At 40.9% G+C, this 16,924-nt stretch carries 12 protein-coding genes; 9 read left to right on the forward strand and 3 right to left on the reverse strand.

Features of this window, described 5'->3' with window-relative positions:
• The first annotated feature begins 40 nt into the window (after nt 1-40).
• The gene (locus B3297_RS13755) at nt 41-1,213 is read left to right on the forward strand and encodes a trans-sulfuration enzyme family protein (protein WP_070570235.1); all 1,173 of its coding nucleotides are present in this window, start codon (nt 41-43) and stop codon (nt 1,211-1,213) included.
• Nucleotides 1,214-1,301: 88 nt separating this feature from the next.
• Here the strand turns inward: B3297_RS13755 and tpx are convergent, their stop codons facing one another.
• Nucleotides 1,302-1,802, reverse strand: coding sequence for a thiol peroxidase (tpx, locus tag B3297_RS13760; RefSeq protein WP_070570237.1), 501 nt, complete (start codon nt 1,800-1,802; stop codon nt 1,302-1,304).
• A 147-nt stretch (nt 1,803-1,949) separates the two neighbouring features.
• Between tpx and B3297_RS13765 the strand changes: the two genes are divergently transcribed.
• From B3297_RS13765 to B3297_RS13775, 3 genes are all read left to right on the forward strand, one after another.
• Nucleotides 1,950-3,176, forward strand: a complete 1,227-nt coding sequence (locus tag B3297_RS13765) for an OmpP1/FadL family transporter (RefSeq protein WP_286775166.1) — start codon at nt 1,950-1,952, stop codon at nt 3,174-3,176.
• Between the two features lie 22 nt (nt 3,177-3,198).
• Nucleotides 3,199-4,503: an SGNH/GDSL hydrolase family protein gene (locus B3297_RS13770; RefSeq protein ID WP_286779041.1), complete on the forward strand. Its 1,305-nt coding sequence runs from the start codon at nt 3,199-3,201 to the stop codon at nt 4,501-4,503.
• 241 nt (nt 4,504-4,744) lie between these two features.
• Entirely contained in the window at nt 4,745-5,161 is a 417-nt protein-coding gene (locus tag B3297_RS13775) for an OsmC family protein (RefSeq protein WP_070570243.1), read from the forward strand.
• A gap of 157 nt (nt 5,162-5,318) precedes the next feature.
• Here the strand turns inward: B3297_RS13775 and B3297_RS13780 are convergent, their stop codons facing one another.
• A complete protein-coding gene (locus B3297_RS13780; RefSeq protein ID WP_286709602.1) occupies nt 5,319-7,691 on the reverse strand; it encodes an outer membrane beta-barrel family protein in 2,373 nt (790 codons plus the stop codon).
• Between the two features lie 185 nt (nt 7,692-7,876).
• Here B3297_RS13780 and B3297_RS13785 point away from each other — a divergent pair, with 185 nt between their 5' ends.
• Nucleotides 7,877-9,220, forward strand: a complete 1,344-nt coding sequence (locus B3297_RS13785) for a sensor histidine kinase (RefSeq protein ID WP_145327496.1) — start codon at nt 7,877-7,879, stop codon at nt 9,218-9,220.
• 83 nt (nt 9,221-9,303) lie between these two features.
• The gene (locus B3297_RS13790; RefSeq protein WP_070570249.1) at nt 9,304-9,978 is read left to right on the forward strand and encodes a response regulator transcription factor; all 675 of its coding nucleotides are present in this window, start codon (nt 9,304-9,306) and stop codon (nt 9,976-9,978) included.
• Nucleotides 9,979-9,981: 3 nt separating this feature from the next.
• Here the strand turns inward: B3297_RS13790 and B3297_RS13795 are convergent, their stop codons facing one another.
• The gene (locus tag B3297_RS13795) at nt 9,982-11,037 is read right to left on the reverse strand and encodes a DUF2157 domain-containing protein (RefSeq protein ID WP_070570250.1); all 1,056 of its coding nucleotides are present in this window, start codon (nt 11,035-11,037) and stop codon (nt 9,982-9,984) included.
• Between the two features lie 156 nt (nt 11,038-11,193).
• On the opposite strand from B3297_RS13795, the gene uvrA reads away from it, so the two are divergent.
• The 3 genes from uvrA (at nt 11,194) to B3297_RS13810 (ending at nt 16,923) form a co-directional block, all read left to right on the forward strand.
• Complete coding sequence (gene uvrA, locus B3297_RS13800) at nt 11,194-14,034, forward strand: excinuclease ABC subunit UvrA (protein ID WP_070570252.1); 2,841 nt, start codon at nt 11,194-11,196, stop codon at nt 14,032-14,034.
• Nucleotides 14,035-14,337: 303 nt separating this feature from the next.
• Nucleotides 14,338-16,224, forward strand: coding sequence for a DNA mismatch repair endonuclease MutL (gene mutL, locus B3297_RS13805; RefSeq protein ID WP_088163149.1), 1,887 nt, complete (start codon nt 14,338-14,340; stop codon nt 16,222-16,224).
• Nucleotides 16,225-16,236: 12 nt separating this feature from the next.
• On the forward strand, nt 16,237-16,923 hold the full coding sequence (locus B3297_RS13810) for a rhomboid family intramembrane serine protease (RefSeq protein WP_088163150.1): 687 nt from the start codon (nt 16,237-16,239) through the stop codon (nt 16,921-16,923).
• Nucleotide 16,924 lies beyond the last annotated feature (1 nt).

Consider the following 16,924-nt stretch of genomic DNA (forward strand, 5'->3'; position numbering starts at 1 on the left):
TATACAAATATAAAAATTTCATCTCGTACCTTTACACATCATGAAACAAGATCAATCTAAAATCATACGTGAACAGGTCGATCGTTCAGCACTTCGCGAACATTCGACTCCTTTATACCTTACATCAAGTTTTATCTTCGACAGCGCTGAACAAGGTCGGGCGGTCTTTGCTGGCGAAGAGGATGCAATGATTTATTCCCGCTATGCTAATCCAAATACTTCAGAATTCATCAACAAAGTTTGTATTCTTGAAGGTGCAGAAGCAGGATTGTCTTTTGCGTCAGGTATGGCAGCAGTATTTGCCTCCTTTGCAGGAATTATCGAAAGTGGAGACCATATTGTCTCTTCACGTGCAATATTCGGTTCTACACATCAGTTATTTACGGAACTATTCCCACGTTGGGGCGTTACAACAACTTACGTAGACGCCGCTAATCCCGAAGAATGGGAAAAAGCAATTCAGCCGAATACGAAAATCATCTTTTTAGAATCGCCATCCAACCCAGGTCTGGAATTGGTTGATTTGGAATGGTTGGGTAAATTCAAGGAGAAATATCCTCATATCATTCTGTCGATCGACAACTGCTTTGCCACACCTTATCTTCAGAAACCGATTCAATATGGATTTGACCTGGTTATCCATTCGGCGACCAAATATATGGATGGACAGGGTCGTGTTTTGGGCGGTATTGTTGTCGGAAAACAAGAGCTTATCGATAAATTGATGTTCTTTATCCGTCATACAGGCCCCGCATTATCGCCTTTCAATGCCTGGATCATATCAAAAAGTTTAGACACGTTGGGCATCCGTATGGATCGCCATTGTTCTAACGCATTGGCTTTGGCCGAGGCATTGGAAAATCATGCGGAAATTGAGGATGTAAAATATCCATTTTTACCAAGCCATCCACAATATGAGCTGGCTAAGAAACAAATGAAAGCTGGTGGCGGTATTGTAACCTTTGTTGTCAAAGGTGGTTTTGAGCGAGCAAAAGCCTTTGTAGATCATTTGGAAATGATTTTATATACCTCTAATTTAGGAGATTCAAGATCAATCGCAACGCATCCAGCTTCAACGACACACTCAAAATTGTCGGAAGAAGAACGTTTGAATCTGGGCATCAAACCGGGCAGTATCCGCCTGTCTGTGGGTCTGGAAGATCAACAAGATATCATCAACGATATCTTGCAGGCTTTAGAGAAAACGAAATAAACGTTCGCTTTGTAATAGTTAGCGAATATACATTAACTAAAAAAGCCTTTGCATAAGCAAAGGCTTTTTTTATTCACTCTCATCCTACTTAATTCAACGATGCGATCGCTGCAGCATAATTTGGCTCATCAGCAATTTCTGCGACTTGCTCTTCGTACAATACTTTTCCATTTTCATCCAATGTGATGACAACACGGCTCAATAAACCTGCCAAAGGTCCATCAGCGATAGCCAATTGATAAGCATCTGAAAAGTTTGAATCTTTATACTCTGATAATGTCACTACGTTATTTAGCCCCTCTGCAGCACAAAAGCGGCCTTGTGCAAAAGGCAAATCTTTCGATATACATAACACCACAGTGTTATCCAACTGAGAAGCCTCTTTATTAAATGCACGTACGGAAGCAGCACAAGTTCCGGTATCTACACTAGGAAAAATATTTAATACAATTTTTTTTCCTTTGAAGTCTGTAAGAGACTTATCGGAAAGATCGCCTGCAGTTAATTTAAAATCAGGAGCTTGCTCGCCAACCTGTGGTAAACTGCCTTTCGTGTTTACTGGATTGCCTTTAAAAGTGATTGTAGCCATATAATATGATCGTTTAATTTTTAGTATCCTTGCAATTAAAGGTACGAGCAAAAAAAATATTACACAACATTTATTAATTTTAGTCAAACATTTATTATGTTAGCATTGTATTTGAAAGAGGAATGTTAACCAAAAATAAACACTAGTATGAAGAAACTGCTATTTTCAATACTTTGTGCAAGTCCGTCACTCCTGTTTGCACAAGGATCTCAAGTGAATCTACAAAGTCCCAAAGCTGTGGGAATGGGGGGAGCAGGTTCTGCTTACTTTTTAGATGAGTCTTCCATTTTTTATAGTCCGGGTGCTTTAGCAAAAATGGACCATAACGCTATTTCAGTTGCCGGTAATGCCGTGATGTACAAATCTGGCTTTCAAGAGGTCGGCAGTACAGTTGTTTATCATACTAGAAATCAGATTTCAACTCCTTTTTCATTATTTGCTGCATTCGGCCCTAAAAACTCCTGGTGGAAAGCCGGTATTGGAGTATACACACCTTACGGTGGGGCCGTCGATTGGGGGAAAGATTGGGTAGGTAAATTCAGTTTGGTCAGCCTTTCGCTACGTGCAATCTATATTCAGCCCACATTGAGTTTCAAACTGACTGAAAATTTTAGTGTTGGGGGTGGTTTTGTATACAACGTTGGTACCGTAGACCTCGAAAATTCTGTTCCGGTATTCTATCCGGATGGTCACGCCGGATTGGCAACCTTAAAAGGAACCGGAACTGGCACGGGGTATAATGTGGGGATTCATTATAACTTAGAAGACGAATTCGCCATATCGGTAAGTTATCGTTCTAAAGTTGTCACTAAACTTAAAAATGGTGATGCAACTTTTGACGTACCAGAATCGGTGGCAAGCAATTTCCCTGCAGGTAACAAATTCAGTGCTGAGCTACCGCTTCCTTCGACATTTGCCGCGGGCATCGCCTTCCCTATTTCGGAGAAATTGAAGATGGCTCTTGATGCAACGCTCATCAACTACGACATATATAAAGCCCTAGATTTCGATTACAAAGAAAATACACCTGTATTGCAGGATACCCATTCACCAAAAAAATACGATAAAGCAGGATCTGTTAAAGCAGGATTGGAATATATTGCTTCCGACCGTTTGCAATTACGTATAGGTGGCGGTGTGATCGCAACTCCAGTACAGCAGAGTGCCTATGTTTATCCGGAGACACCAGACAACACCAGATACTTAATATCGGGAGGTTTTACAATAAAACCATCACCAAAATTTGATGTCACAGGTTCCTTTGCGTATCAACGGATTGTGGCTCGCCAGTCAACCAACGTGGAGAGCCATCTATCAGGTACGTATGCAACAAATATTTTTGCTCCTGGTATTGGTGTAAGCTATAAATGGTAATTAACAGCCAAATTTGACTAAGATGAAAAAAAACAAACTTTATATAGCTGCGGCGTTAGCACTTTTAGCGATCGCCTCATGTAAACCGACCTTGGACGAATATACGCCTTCGGCTGGATCGCTTAATTTTTCAAAATATGTTGCCATCGGAAATTCATTGACAGCAGGTTATGCCGATGGCGGACTCTACTTGGAGGGCCAAAAGGTAGCCTATCCAAATTTAATTGCTGAACAGCTAAAGCAAGTCGGTGGTAGTGAATTCAAATCGCCGTTTTTCAGTGAAGATCAAGCCAATGGTTCTGGTTATATTACACTTACAGCGCTCGTCAATGGCCAGCCAGTAACGGCACAGGTAACGGATAAATTGGCCTACCGTTCTGCTTCACCAAAATTATTGACAAGATATACCGACCCGATTAACAACCTTGGCGTACCGGGCATGCGTATGGATATGGCCTTTGCTGCTGGCGTGGGATCCCAAGCTGGAAACATGTATTTCGAACGCTTACTACCTGACGCAGATGCGATGAAAACATATTTTGCCTATTCAACGACGCAAAACCATACCTTCTTTAGTTTTGCTTTAGGCAATAACGATGCTTTAGGCTGGGCGACTAACGGTGGTGTAGAAGATGGACCAACATCAACATTGACTTCTACTGCGCTCTTCACGTCTTTATTGGGCAACTATGTAACGACATTAACAGCAGGAGGTCAAAAAGGCGTACTGGCCACAATTCCAGATGTAACAGCAACACCTTATTTTACGACGGTAACCCGTGCTGCTTTATTGGCAGCTGTGAATGCAACAAATCCGCCGACACCGGTAACAAATATCTACATTGCAACAAAGTCAGGTCCTCGTGCAGCTACTGATCAAGATTATTTTGTGCTCCCTTTCTCTTCAACAGGATTATTGGGGAAACCAAATGCGGCACAAATTCCGTACGGCTTACACCCACTGAACCCCGTGGAAGACAAATACGTGCTTGATGTAAGCGAAACAGCAACGGTCGTACAACGCATCAACGAGTATAATGCAGCCATCAAAGCTGCTGCAAATTCAAAAGGTCTAGCTTTAGCTGATGTGCATGAATTCTTGAATAATGTAAAAGGAGGTGTTCGTATCAACGGACTAGCGGTGAGTGCAAAATACATTACCGGAAATGCATTCTCTTTAGATGGTATTCACTTAACACCAATTGGAAACGCCCTAATGGCGAACATCTTTATCAGCGCCATCAATTCTAAATATGGCTCAAAGATTCCACAGGTTGATGTAGCGAAATATCGCGGTGTCAAACTACCCGATACCGTCACAAAATAAACAGTGATCAACATACTGACAAAAGGCAGACAAATAATCGTCTGCCTTTTTTGTATATTTCCTCTATAAATAAGTTCCTCAAAAGGCAGAGGAGAGATCGATAAATTACTTTTATATACTACGCAATTATATTGCATATAAAAGGTAATTTATCTAAGTTTGTTTAGTATAGATTGAACAGAAAAAAACTCGTTTCACGTTCCACAGCCTAAACGAGCAAAAAAGAATAAAATAGAATAAGATGAAAATCAAATTAAACCGTGTCAACCAAGCTGTGCATTTCGAAGCCAGCAGTGAATTATCCCCCGTGAAAGTCAACATCGATGGTTCAGAAGCTATCGGCGGTGAAGGAAAAGGTGTTCGTCCAATGGAATTGGTTTTAATGGCACTGGGTTCTTGCAGCGTCTTTGACCTCCATAGCATACTGGTAAAACAACGCCAGCAAATTGACGATATCCAGGTTGAAGTGGAAGGTAAACGCCGCGAAGAAATTCCTCAAGTATTTACAGATATTCACATTAATTTTTTCCTAAAAGGTGAAATTGATGAAGTAAAAGCAGCCAAAGCAGCTGAATTAGCTGTTAAAAAATATTGTTCAGTACACGATATGCTTGCCGCTGGCGGTATTAATATCACGTATTCACTGAAAATAAACTAAGAAATACTTTCCTTGCATCTGATAATCCTCCACATCGCATGTGGAGGATTATTGTTTTTGATCCATGCGGTATTTATTCTCTTTTACAGGCGTATGGAGAATATAACCAAGGAAATAGAATCTGCAGCAGGATTTGACTTTGCCAAAATTAACCGAATTACAAGCGGTTCTGCTCTTCTGTTCTTGTGGGCTGATTGCTGCTCTTGACTTTCTGGTTTCCAAAATGATACCGCAGCGTTAGATTCACCTTTCTAGTATCGCGGTAATCTTTATAAAAGTTGTTTTGGTCACCATATTTGGATGATATCGTCATTTTTTCTGTTTTGAAAATGTCCATAAATGAGAGATTCACTTCAAATTTCTTTTTAAAGAATTTTCGATTTGTCATCACATAGGTACTTGAATACCCTGTAATATGAAATGGCCCCTGTATCGTGGGTGATGTAAATGTATTAACCAGTTCAAGGTTCCAACCGGCATCCTTATTCAGCACATAGTTGGTGCTTACGTTTCCGTTGCCGATATACACATCATTCTTGTGCAATACGTCATCAGTACCCATAAAGTAATTCTGGTTATACATCCCCTCTAGCTGCAGATTCAATCCCCAGCGCCCGGTCAGCTGAAAACTCTTTCCTAAGTCTATCCCTGCCCCTTGTCCTTTCTTGATATTGGTATATTGGAAAATAAGTTGGTGATTGTTGTTATCTTGGCGGGAAATTTCCATATTCGGCCACTTCTCAAATCGGTAGAATAAATCGATATTCCAGTTGTTTTTTGTCCAGGTCAGATTCAGGTTATGAACGATCGTCGCCCTTAAACGTGGATCTCCCTGAAAATAGGAAAAGCGATTATAGTAGGACTTAGCCGGATTAAGCCAGGAGTATGCTGGGCGACTAATACGCTTTCCATAGGAAAAACCAAACTGCTGATCGTCAGTCAAGGCATATTGCATGTAAAATGTCGGAAAGAGCACAAAATAATCACGCTTATTGATATCAGCTGGTTCGGATACAATACCTTCCAAATCGGTATATTCTCCCCTTAGACCTGCTTTCCAGCTCCATTTTTTCCAGGCATAGTCCAATGAGCCATACAAAGCCACATTACGTTCTTTGTAATCAAACACACTACTCTTATCAGGCCTTTGCTCGAGCTCTCCTGATTCATCATCAAAGAAAGCAAGGGTACTCGTCGTTTTCACATCGCTAAATTTTCCACCAAACTCCAGCCCCAGCTTCTTTATTTTTCCGGTGAAATCTATCTGGGAAGAAAAAAGCCGATTTTTATTTCCATTATTACTGATAAATCGGGTATATGTGGGTTCCTCCCCCTTAAATCGCAGTGCCGTCAGCACGTCTTGATCATTTGTCGAATGATTGTCAGTGAAGTAGGATGACCAATTTATGCTCCACCTGGAATTAAGCTTCTTTGTTACCTGAAGGTAGAGGTTATTCGTTTTTGTCGATCGTTGATGATCATTGGTGGTAAAATAACTGGACTCCTGTACATGATTTTTATCGTATATAACGGTTGGCACTTCATAAATCCCATAGGTTTTCGGTCCATAATATCCATTTAGTCCAGCATTAACCGTCCAGGTTGTATCGGGTGTATAGTCTATCGAAAACACATAGCTGTTCTGACTGTTATTGGTATCAAATCGATCCATGACACCTTCCCATGAGGTTTGCTCATTTGGATAATAAACATAATTCGTTTCATAGCGTGCGTAAGTCCCTCGTCCGAAATTATACGTACCTCGAAGATTGAATTTTTCATTTTTATAATACTGGGTTAGTCCAAACAGTTGCTTCCAGGTACTGCTTTTTTCGGCCAATGCAACCACCGAGCCTCTATAGCCATATAGGTTGGATTTGGAAAGTTTAATATTGATAATCGTACTTCCCTCAGCTTCATATTTTGCAGGTGGATTGGTAATAACCTCTATCGATTGCACGTCGCTACCTGCTGTATTCTCCAGATAGGTTTTCAGTTCGTCTCCCGTGAGCATCACTTTTCGGTCATTAATGAGGACAACAATATTTTTGTTTCCACGGACCATTAAATCCGCACCATTCACCATCACTAAGGGCGTACGCTTCAAAATATCCCAGCTATTCAGTGCTGAAAGATTGGAATTCTGAACGTTGAACTCTAAGCGATCCAACTTACGGATCAATCGGGGAGCTCGACCCACGACCTGCGCTTCTTCAAGTACCTTTGCTTCGGGAATAAGTTCAAGTAACAAAGGGCGTGAAATGGTATCGCTGCGAAAAAAAAGTTCCTGAGACTTGAAGTTCAGATAGCTTGTCCGTAGATAGTATCCACTAGGATGATCCAGCGTAAGTAAGAATTTTCCAAAATGGTCCGTCTTTACTTCACGGATCTCTTGATAGTTGCTATCCAATAGCATAACAGTCGCTCCCGCCAGCACAATTTTGTTTGCATCCTGTACTTGTCCCCCGATTTGTTTGGTCTGTGCCGAAAGTAACAAGGGGAAAGCCAGAAAAAATAGGATCAATTTCATGTACAAATAATTAGTCTTTTAATTCTAGTATAGCTTATCCGCATTATTCTATTTGACAATCGCGGCCATTTCATACTGATATGCTATGCTTCAAAAGTGTCTATAGTGACGGCAAATAATGGTTAATAAAGGGTTAATACTGGGTTAAGGTACATTATCTTAGCCCTCAGCAGTTATATTTGTGTATGGAATTGAAACCCAAAAGTTATATCGTCCTATTCACGTTATTTTTTGCCGTACTTATTGGCATACAGGGGTATCAATTGTACAATACCTATCAGCTCAAACAGCGTGATATTTTTGCCACTGTAAAAAGTAAGCTAAGTAAGCTTCATGACAATGACAAGCTTTTTGATGATGATTTAATGAGCAAAGACATTGCTAGAGATTACTACATCAAATTGGTTAAACATGAGATAACGGCCGAAAAATTAAAGGAGTTATACCATGCAAACGCCCATAAAACATCCCAGAGGCTAACGCAATATGTCGACAGTCTATTTCAGCCACTTGGAATGGATGTCATTCTGAAAAAAGAAATTTTGGGCATCTATTTCAAGAGCTTAGAAAAACAGATCGCAGCGGGTCCCATTACCATCTACACAACGTCTGGAGCTTTTCGGCGGCCCGTTGAACTTTCCTCAAGCGAGTGGATAACAGAAAAAACAGAAACACAGAAAATCGAAAACAGCATCCAGAGCAAAGAGGTCTTATATACCTTTCTTGTACATAGGAAGACATCCTTTGAGGTGACGAATCTCAACTGGATATTGTTCAAAGAACTTACTTCGCTCCTATTGAGCACCTTATTTATTCTAGCCGCTTTTCTTTGGCTTTTTTATAGAACCATTCAGAATCTCCGAAAACAGCAGAAACAGATCACCGTACTGCACGATGTCGTCGACAATATTTCACATGAACTCAAAACACCTATTGCAACCCTGAAAATTGCTGCTAAAACACTTTGGAAATCAACAGACGAAAGCATTATAACCGTCATTGAACGACAAGTAAATCGCTTGGAACAAACCCTTGATCCACTTAACGAAAATCTTCACACTATTGATCAGCCTCCTGTTAAAAGCACAGAACTACAAGCTATTTTCGACGATTTTCAACTGACCAACTCCGCTATTGCATTCCAATTAAGTCTCTTGCCTGACGGCAAACTATGCCTGAGCCCAAATGATGCGACAACACTATTTCAGAACCTGATGAACAATGCAGTAAAATATGGTGCAACTTGGATTAATATCTCTTTTGAGGATCAGAAAGGCAAACTCTCGGTTTATATACAGGATAACGGTTACGGCATGGAGGAGTCCGAGCTACCCTATATTTTCGACAAGTTTTACCGCATCCAAAAAGACAATATTCACGACACCAAAGGCCTGGGAATAGGTCTTTTCCTTGTAAAAAAAATCGTCGATCGTTATCACGGACAGCTTACTGTAACCAGCGAACCCAATGTCGGGACTACGTTTAAAATCCAGCTACCGCATGCGCTTGTCCCATCATCGGAAATATGACCAAAAACAAGGATAAGCTGTGAAAAGACAATAGACGGCCATAGACTAAAGTATTTATATTAACTCAACTACTGAAAACAAAAATGAATAAAATATTACTCGTTGAAGACGATCCCGATTTTGGTTTTATGCTTAAGCAATACCTTGAGCTATCCACATTTGCCATAGACTGGATAGCACAGCCCAATGATCTTACGGAAAATTTCCAGCAGCTAGCCGATTATGATCTGGTTATACTGGATGTTATGCTTCCTCAAATCAGTGGTTTTAGCCTCGCCAAAGAAATCAATGCACTATACCCTACTTTACCCTTTATCTTTTTAACAGCCAAAGAGCAAAAAATAGATAAGCTCACGGGACTAAAAATCGGTGCCGATGATTATGTCACTAAACCTTGTGATCCCGAGGAACTATTGCTTCGCATACAAAATATATTAAAGCGGAATCAGAAAAATAGTACTCCAAAATCGATCGCCATCGGGAGCTATCTATTCCATCCTGAACAATTATTATTAAGCCATGCTTCGAAACAATATAAGCTCACTGAACGTGAAGCCCAACTTCTCCTCTTTCTATGGCAACACAATGATCAGCTTGTCACGCGTGAAGAAATCCTTGAAAAAGTATGGGGAAATGCAGATTTCTTCACAGGAAGGAGCATGGATGTCTTTATTACCCGGATCCGCAAATATTTAAGCCTGGATCCTAATCTGAGCATCAGTTCGAATAGAGGTGTCGGATTTACGATTCAATTTTAAGAGTTATCCAGCAATCTCTTCCTTCCGTTTGTTCCATAATTTCTCTGCCCAACGGCCGACAAACCAAAAGGACACGGCCAAAATTAAAAAGAACACTGCTCTATTGATATTATCCCAGAGATACTCGACATAGCGGGTATAGATATTGAGCACTAAAAATACAAATCCTACTTCTCTGCTGACGTTATCTTTCGCTTTTAAGCCGTAGACAACCAGGAATACCGACACGGCAGTGGATAAAATACCCCAGTAGAACATATGGTATTGACGTACAGTCGTCCATTCATAGAAATCAGCATAATTTCCAAAAATAGAAAGGGTCCACAAGGATACCATCAGATAGATCAATCCCACAATATAACTGATGGGCTGAAAGATTTGTAGCCTTTCAAACCTGGGTTGAACCCAAACAGCCAAGGCGGTTATCAGTGCCCCAAAAATGGTAAAACGCAGCGGATAGTTCATCCCCCAAAACTTAAATCCCCAATTGCTATGGTAGGCGGTCTCGGTCGCAAACCATACGCCCAAGGCCAAAAGCATAAACGTCCAAATCAGCTTACTCTCGAGCTTGACGGCAAGAAAGCCATAAATCGCCACGGAGAGTAAAAATAACAGCGAATAGTGCATCGTATCTTTATCCAATACTTTACCCATAAACCCGATACAGGCCGCAGTTCCGAAAACTCCAATCAGCATCATGGTTTCCGTGGATAGATTTTTATAAGGATAGCGTTTCTTATACCGAAAACCCAGCGTATAGAATAATACAGCCACGGCAGCGAAAAAGAAGCAAAATAGGATATTAGGTGCTTCGTAGAGGGTGTCCACAAAGGCCAAGAATGATGCATCTGTAAACAACGAAAAGACAGCGAAGACCAGAGATGCCAAGGCAATCCAAAAGGCATATCTAGCCAGTTGTCCCCAGTCAAAACTTTTTACGTCTAAACTATCCATCAGCTCGTTCGCTTTTTGCTCATCTAATAAGTTCTCTTTCTTCCAAAATTGGACAATATCGTCGATCGATTGTTTCTCTTGTTTGCTGACGTCGTATTTTCGCATAAATTTAGATTTACTGTGCAAGGTACATTATTTTTTTAAATCACTTGTATATCACATTTTGTTCCAAAAGTCAGAAAGGCTCGCATAATTCCTTTAAAATCTGTAATTTTGCATGTTTTGCATTTAATCCCTCACACGGGACCTTAAGGAGTTTTCATGGCAGTAAAAAGAAGCCCAGATTTGGGCGAACAAAGTGAAGTTCAGGTATTTGGAGCGCGTGCGCATAATCTAAAAAATATAGATGTTTCTTTTCCGAGAAATGAATTGGTTGTTATCACAGGTTTAAGTGGCAGCGGAAAGTCTTCCTTGGCTTTTGACACCATTTATGCCGAAGGACAACGTCGGTATATGGAGACATTCAGTGCCTACAGCCGTCAGTTTTTGGGCGGCATGGAACGTCCGGATGTGGACAAGATATCGGGCTTAAGTCCAGTGATCTCCATTGAACAGAAAACCACCAGCAAAAACCCGAGGTCCACTGTTGGAACCATTACTGAGGTGTATGACTTTATGCGTCTACTATTTGCCCGAGCAGGAGAAGCTTTCTCCTATGTGACTGGGAAGAAAATGGAGCGTATGTCGGACGATCAGGTTATCGAACGGATTTTGACTGAGTTTGAAGGACAGGCACTGAACATCCTGGCACCAGTGGTTAAAGGGCGTAAAGGCCACTACCGTGAGTTGTTTGAACAAATCCGTAAGCAAGGCTATGTGAAAGTACGTGTGGATGGAGAAATATTGGACCTTGTTCCAAAAATGCAGGTTGACCGCTACAAAATACACGATATTGAAATCGTCGTAGATCGTCTGAAAGTAGAGCGTGAAGATAAAAAGCGCTTACAAACTTCCGTGATGCAGGCGATGAAAACAGCGAAAGGTATCATCAAGGTCTCCACGAAAGATAATCAGGAGCAATTCTATAGCCGTTATCTCATGGATGCCGAATCGGGGATCTCTTATGATGAGCCACAGCCAAATACCTTCTCATTCAATTCCCCATACGGTGCGTGTCCGACATGTGATGGTTTGGGCTATATTTTTGAAATTGATAAGAATGCCGTTATCCCGGATAAAAAACTAAGTATTCAAAAAGGTGGTTTGGCCCCTTTGGGACCTACCCGGGAAAATTGGACTTCAGAAGTATTGAAAGCTGTCGCAAAAAAATTAGATTTTACCATTACAACACCGCTTGAAAAACTAACTGAAGAACAGATTGACCAGCTTTTATTTGGCAATAAGGAAGAGCCTATCGTTGTCACGGTATCTTATGGAAGTTATGGCACACGCGAATATCGTGTTGAATTTGAAGGAATCTTTAAGATGCTGGAAGAGTTTTCGGGAAAATCATCGGATGAAGCGCCTTCTTTAGATGACTTCAGAACGAAAGTGACCTGTCCAACCTGTGCGGGAGCACGTCTAAAAAAAGAGTCTTTACATTTTAAAATTGCGGATAAAAATATCCATGAGCTCTCAACGATGGACATTACATCCATCAAAGAATGGTTTGATCAGGTAGAAAGCAAACTTGATGAACGCCAGCTCATTATTGCAACAGAGATATTAAAGGAAATCCGTGCACGTTTGGGCTTCTTGTTGGATGTCGGCCTAAATTACTTGACTTTAGACCGTACAGCTAAAACACTTTCGGGGGGTGAAGCACAGCGGATCCGTCTGGCCACACAGATTGGTTCCCAACTGGTGAATGTACTTTATATTCTGGATGAACCGAGTATTGGGCTCCATCAGCGGGATAACGAACGTTTGATCAATGCGCTTAAAAACCTACGCGATATTGGCAATTCGGTCCTTGTTGTGGAACATGACAAAGACATGATCCTACATGCCGACCATGTTATCGACATGGGACCTGCTGCAGGCGTTCATGGTGGGACTGTGGTTGCCGAAGGTACACCAACAGAAATCCTAAAATCGAACTCTTTAACAGCAGCTTACCTCAACGGGACAAAAGAGGTTAAGATTCCCGAGAAACGCCGTGAGGGCAATGGAAAAACATTGTCATTACATGGAGCAACCGGACATAACTTAAAAAATCTGTCTGTCTCTTTTCCATTAGGAAAACTCATTGTTGTATCGGGTGTTTCAGGTTCGGGTAAATCAAGCCTAATCACAGGTACTTTATACCCGATTTTGAATAAACATTTTTTCAGAGCCAAAGCAATTCCACTTCCTTTCAAAAAAATTGAAGGGTTAGAACATATTGACAAAGTCATCGAGATCGACCAAAGTCCTATCGGCCGTACACCACGGTCCAACCCTTCGACCTATACCGGTGTATTTTCGGATATCAGAACCTTGTTTGTTCAACTTCCAGAAGCTAAGATCAGAGGCTATAAACCAGGAAGATTTTCCTTTAACGTCAAAGGTGGTCGTTGTGAAACCTGTCAGGGAGCCGGGCTGAAAGTCATCGAAATGAATTTCCTTCCCGATGTACAGGTTCCTTGTGAAACATGTCACGGAAAACGCTACAACCGAGAAACTTTAGAGGTACGCTACAAAGGAAAATCCATTTCCGATGTACTTGATATGAGCATCAACGATGCTGTGGATTTCTTCGAAAATGTACCGAGTATTTACCGAAAGATCAAAACACTGCAGGATGTAGGTTTGGGTTATATCACCTTAGGACAGTCCTCGACAACCTTATCGGGAGGTGAGGCACAACGGGTAAAATTGGCTACTGAACTTTCTAAAAAAGACACTGGAAATACATTCTATATCCTTGATGAACCGACAACAGGTCTTCACTTTGAAGATGTCAATGTCCTTATGGGCGTTATCAATCGTCTGGTCGAGCGCGGGAATACCATTTTGATTATTGAGCATAACCTTGATGTCGTTAAATCGGCCGATTGGGTCATTGATATCGGTCCCGAAGGTGGCAAAGACGGCGGGCAGGTTCTATTTGAAGGAACACCTGAAAACTTAATTAAAAATAATAAAAGCGAAACAGCACGTTTCTTAAAATTGGAAATGTAATGCCTTTGAAACGGCAGCCGCGAAGTATTATATTTCGTGACTGCTGTTTGCTCGGGATGGCTCGGTTATTGCGCAGGAATGTTTTCCAACTCCTTGAGCTTTGTCTTACATGGGGCAATAGATATCGCACACTGACTTTGACGGCCGAGGAATAGGGCGCAACTATTTATCAATGCCATCCATTTCATTTGTATAAATGAACACATTAAAGGTTTTTGCTTTTAAAGAACATACGGAATGTCCAGTTGATTTTCATCAGTGTTTATACGCTGTAAATATGGATATTTCTTAACTTTGTATTATATGTCGGATATTATTCAATTACTTCCAGATAATGTTGCTAATCAGATTGCGGCGGGAGAAGTGGTGCAGCGACCAGCGTCTGCCATTAAAGAATTGATTGAGAATGCTATTGATGCTGGAGCTGACAAAATAAAACTTATTGTTAAAGATGCAGGCAAGTCATTGATCCAGGTCATTGACAATGGCTGTGGCATGAGCGTAACTGATGCTCGTCTTTGTTTTGAACGTCACGCAACATCGAAAATTCGTAAGGCTGAAGACTTATTCGCTATCCGTACGATGGGTTTCCGTGGTGAAGCAATGGCATCCATTGCTGCGATTGCACAGGTAGAGCTCAAAACACGCCGCATTGAAGATGAACTGGGTACAGTTGTTGAGATAGAGGGATCAAAAGTTGTCAACCAATACCCGGAAGCTGTTGCTGCCGGGACAAATATTTTAGTTAAAAATCTTTTTTACAATATTCCTGCACGGAGAAACTTCCTAAAGAGCAACTCGGTAGAAATGCGTCATATCATTGATGAATTTCAACGTATTGCTTTATCAAATCCACAGATTTTCCTAACCTTACATAGCGACGGAAATGAGATCTACCATTTGCCGGCTGAGACGCTGAAACAACGTATTGTCCATATTTTTGGCAACAATTACAATCAGCGACTTGTCCCTGTGGAAGAAGATACGTCCATCATCAAGGTAGAAGGTTTTGTTGGGAAACCTGAATTTGCAAAAAAAACACGTGGTGAACAGTTTTTCTTTGTCAACAAACGCTTTGTACGTGATCCATACCTGCACCATGCAGTCATGAATGCTTATGAAGATATTTTACAGGCCGAAACATTCCCTTTCTATGTATTATTTATCGACATAGATCCTGCACGCATCGATATCAACGTACACCCTACCAAGACCGAAATTAAGTATGAAGACGATAAGGCTATTTACGCCATTATCCGTTCAGCCGTAAAAAGATCGTTGGGACGGTACAATATCATGCCATCTTTGGATTTTGAACAGGAAACAAGCTTCACCAATCTTATTACAAAAAAGGCATTGGATGAAATCATCGTTCCAACGGTAACTTTTAATCCAGACTTCAATCCATTTGATACAGACAAATCGAAATCCAATTCGAGCTACACCCGTTCAGAAAGCTACGCTGAAGGACTTAACAAGAAAACAGGTGGCATACCTAGCAATTGGGATTCCCTGTACCAAATCGTCGAAGAGGAGGAATCTGTTCAGCTGCCATTGCATGCGGAGCCGGAATTGCATACGGATAGCTCACAGGTCATTCAGGTCGAAGATAAGTCATCCTCAAAGCTCTTTTTTCAGCTCCATAATAAATATATTGTCTCTCAGATTCACTCTGGATTTATTCTAATTGATCAACAGGCTGCACATGAACGTATTCTCTTTGAGCAATTTCTTGCGCAACTGGACCAACATAAAGGGCTGAGTCAGCAAAGTTTGTTTCCACAGACTTTGGACCTAAATGCTGCAGATAATGAATTAATGAAAGACCTTTTGGAGGACATCAATGGCTTAGGCTTTCAAATTCGTGAATTTGGAAAAAATTCCTATATTATTGACGGAATTCCTGCAGACTTAGGGACAGGATTCGACGAAATAAAGATGATTGAGAAAATATTGGAGGATTACAAAAACAATCAATCTGAGTATAAGCTCGCTAAGCGCGAAAATCTTGCAAAAAGCCTTGCCCGTAATGCGGCCATTAAACCTGGTACCGCGTTGGACAATACAGCAATGGCAGAGCTTGTGGACAGACTATTTGCCTGTCACTCACCCAATATCTCCATCTATGGCAACCCTGTGATTGTAACATTTACATTGCAAGAATTAGCGGAAAAATTTGGCAAAAATTAGAAGATAAAATATATGTTTCCACAACTGACACCTGTTATCAAGAATTTATTGATCATCAATATCATATTTTATATTGGATCACAACTTGTACCTGTAGCATATGATTATCTTGCGGTCTATTATCCGGACTCCCCTTATTTTAAAATTTGGCAGGTGATCACGCATATGTTTATGCACGACAAGAACAATATTAGCCATATCTTCTTCAATATGTTTTCCCTGGTCATGTTCGGTCCTATGATTGAGCAGGTCCTTGGTTCAAAACGTTTTTTAAATTTCTACCTGGTTTCGGGAATCGGTGCCTGGTTTCTTTATACAGCTGTAAATGGTATACAACTCTATAATGCGACAGGTTCTTTCGCTCCACTTCACGGCATAAGCGGAAACGAACTTATTGCCATGGCCAATACCGGAAATAATGAAGCACTAACCTACCTCATTCCGATGTTGGGGGCCTCAGGAGCCATTTATGGTGTTCTATTAGCATTTGCCTACCTTTTTCCAAACATACCGCTTCAATTTTTGTTTATTCCTGTACCAGTCAAAGCAAAGTATATGATCGGTGGATTCATTCTCATCGAAATTTATATGAGTTTGTCTAGACCAGGGGATTCTGTGGCTCACCTGGCTCATGTCGGTGGTGCACTATTTGGCTATCTACTGCTTAAACTGTGGAAGATTAGAAAAGGAATTTATTAAT

It is taken from the genome of Sphingobacterium sp. UBA3519, from assembly GCF_002377215.1.
Classification (GTDB): domain Bacteria; phylum Bacteroidota; class Bacteroidia; order Sphingobacteriales; family Sphingobacteriaceae; genus Sphingobacterium; species Sphingobacterium multivorum.

Bases quoted from the DNA above. Each gene is read 5' to 3' on its own strand.
- B3297_RS13755 (WP_070570235.1), top strand. From the start codon at position 41: ATGAAACAAGATCAATCTAAAATCATACGTGAACAGGTCGATCGTTCA.
- tpx (WP_070570237.1), bottom strand. From the start codon at position 1,802: ATGGCTACAATCACTTTTAAAGGCAATCCAGTAAACACGAAAGGCAGT.
- B3297_RS13765 (WP_286775166.1), top strand. From the start codon at position 1,950: ATGAAGAAACTGCTATTTTCAATACTTTGTGCAAGTCCGTCACTCCTG.
- B3297_RS13770 (WP_286779041.1), top strand. From the start codon at position 3,199: ATGAAAAAAAACAAACTTTATATAGCTGCGGCGTTAGCACTTTTAGCG.
- B3297_RS13775 (WP_070570243.1), top strand. From the start codon at position 4,745: ATGAAAATCAAATTAAACCGTGTCAACCAAGCTGTGCATTTCGAAGCC.
- B3297_RS13780 (WP_286709602.1), bottom strand. From the start codon at position 7,691: ATGAAATTGATCCTATTTTTTCTGGCTTTCCCCTTGTTACTTTCGGCA.
- B3297_RS13785 (WP_145327496.1), top strand. From the start codon at position 7,877: ATGGAATTGAAACCCAAAAGTTATATCGTCCTATTCACGTTATTTTTT.
- B3297_RS13790 (WP_070570249.1), top strand. From the start codon at position 9,304: ATGAATAAAATATTACTCGTTGAAGACGATCCCGATTTTGGTTTTATG.
- B3297_RS13795 (WP_070570250.1), bottom strand. From the start codon at position 11,037: ATGCGAAAATACGACGTCAGCAAACAAGAGAAACAATCGATCGACGAT.
- uvrA (WP_070570252.1), top strand. From the start codon at position 11,194: ATGGCAGTAAAAAGAAGCCCAGATTTGGGCGAACAAAGTGAAGTTCAG.
- mutL (WP_088163149.1), top strand. From the start codon at position 14,338: ATGTCGGATATTATTCAATTACTTCCAGATAATGTTGCTAATCAGATT.
- B3297_RS13810 (WP_088163150.1), top strand. From the start codon at position 16,237: ATGTTTCCACAACTGACACCTGTTATCAAGAATTTATTGATCATCAAT.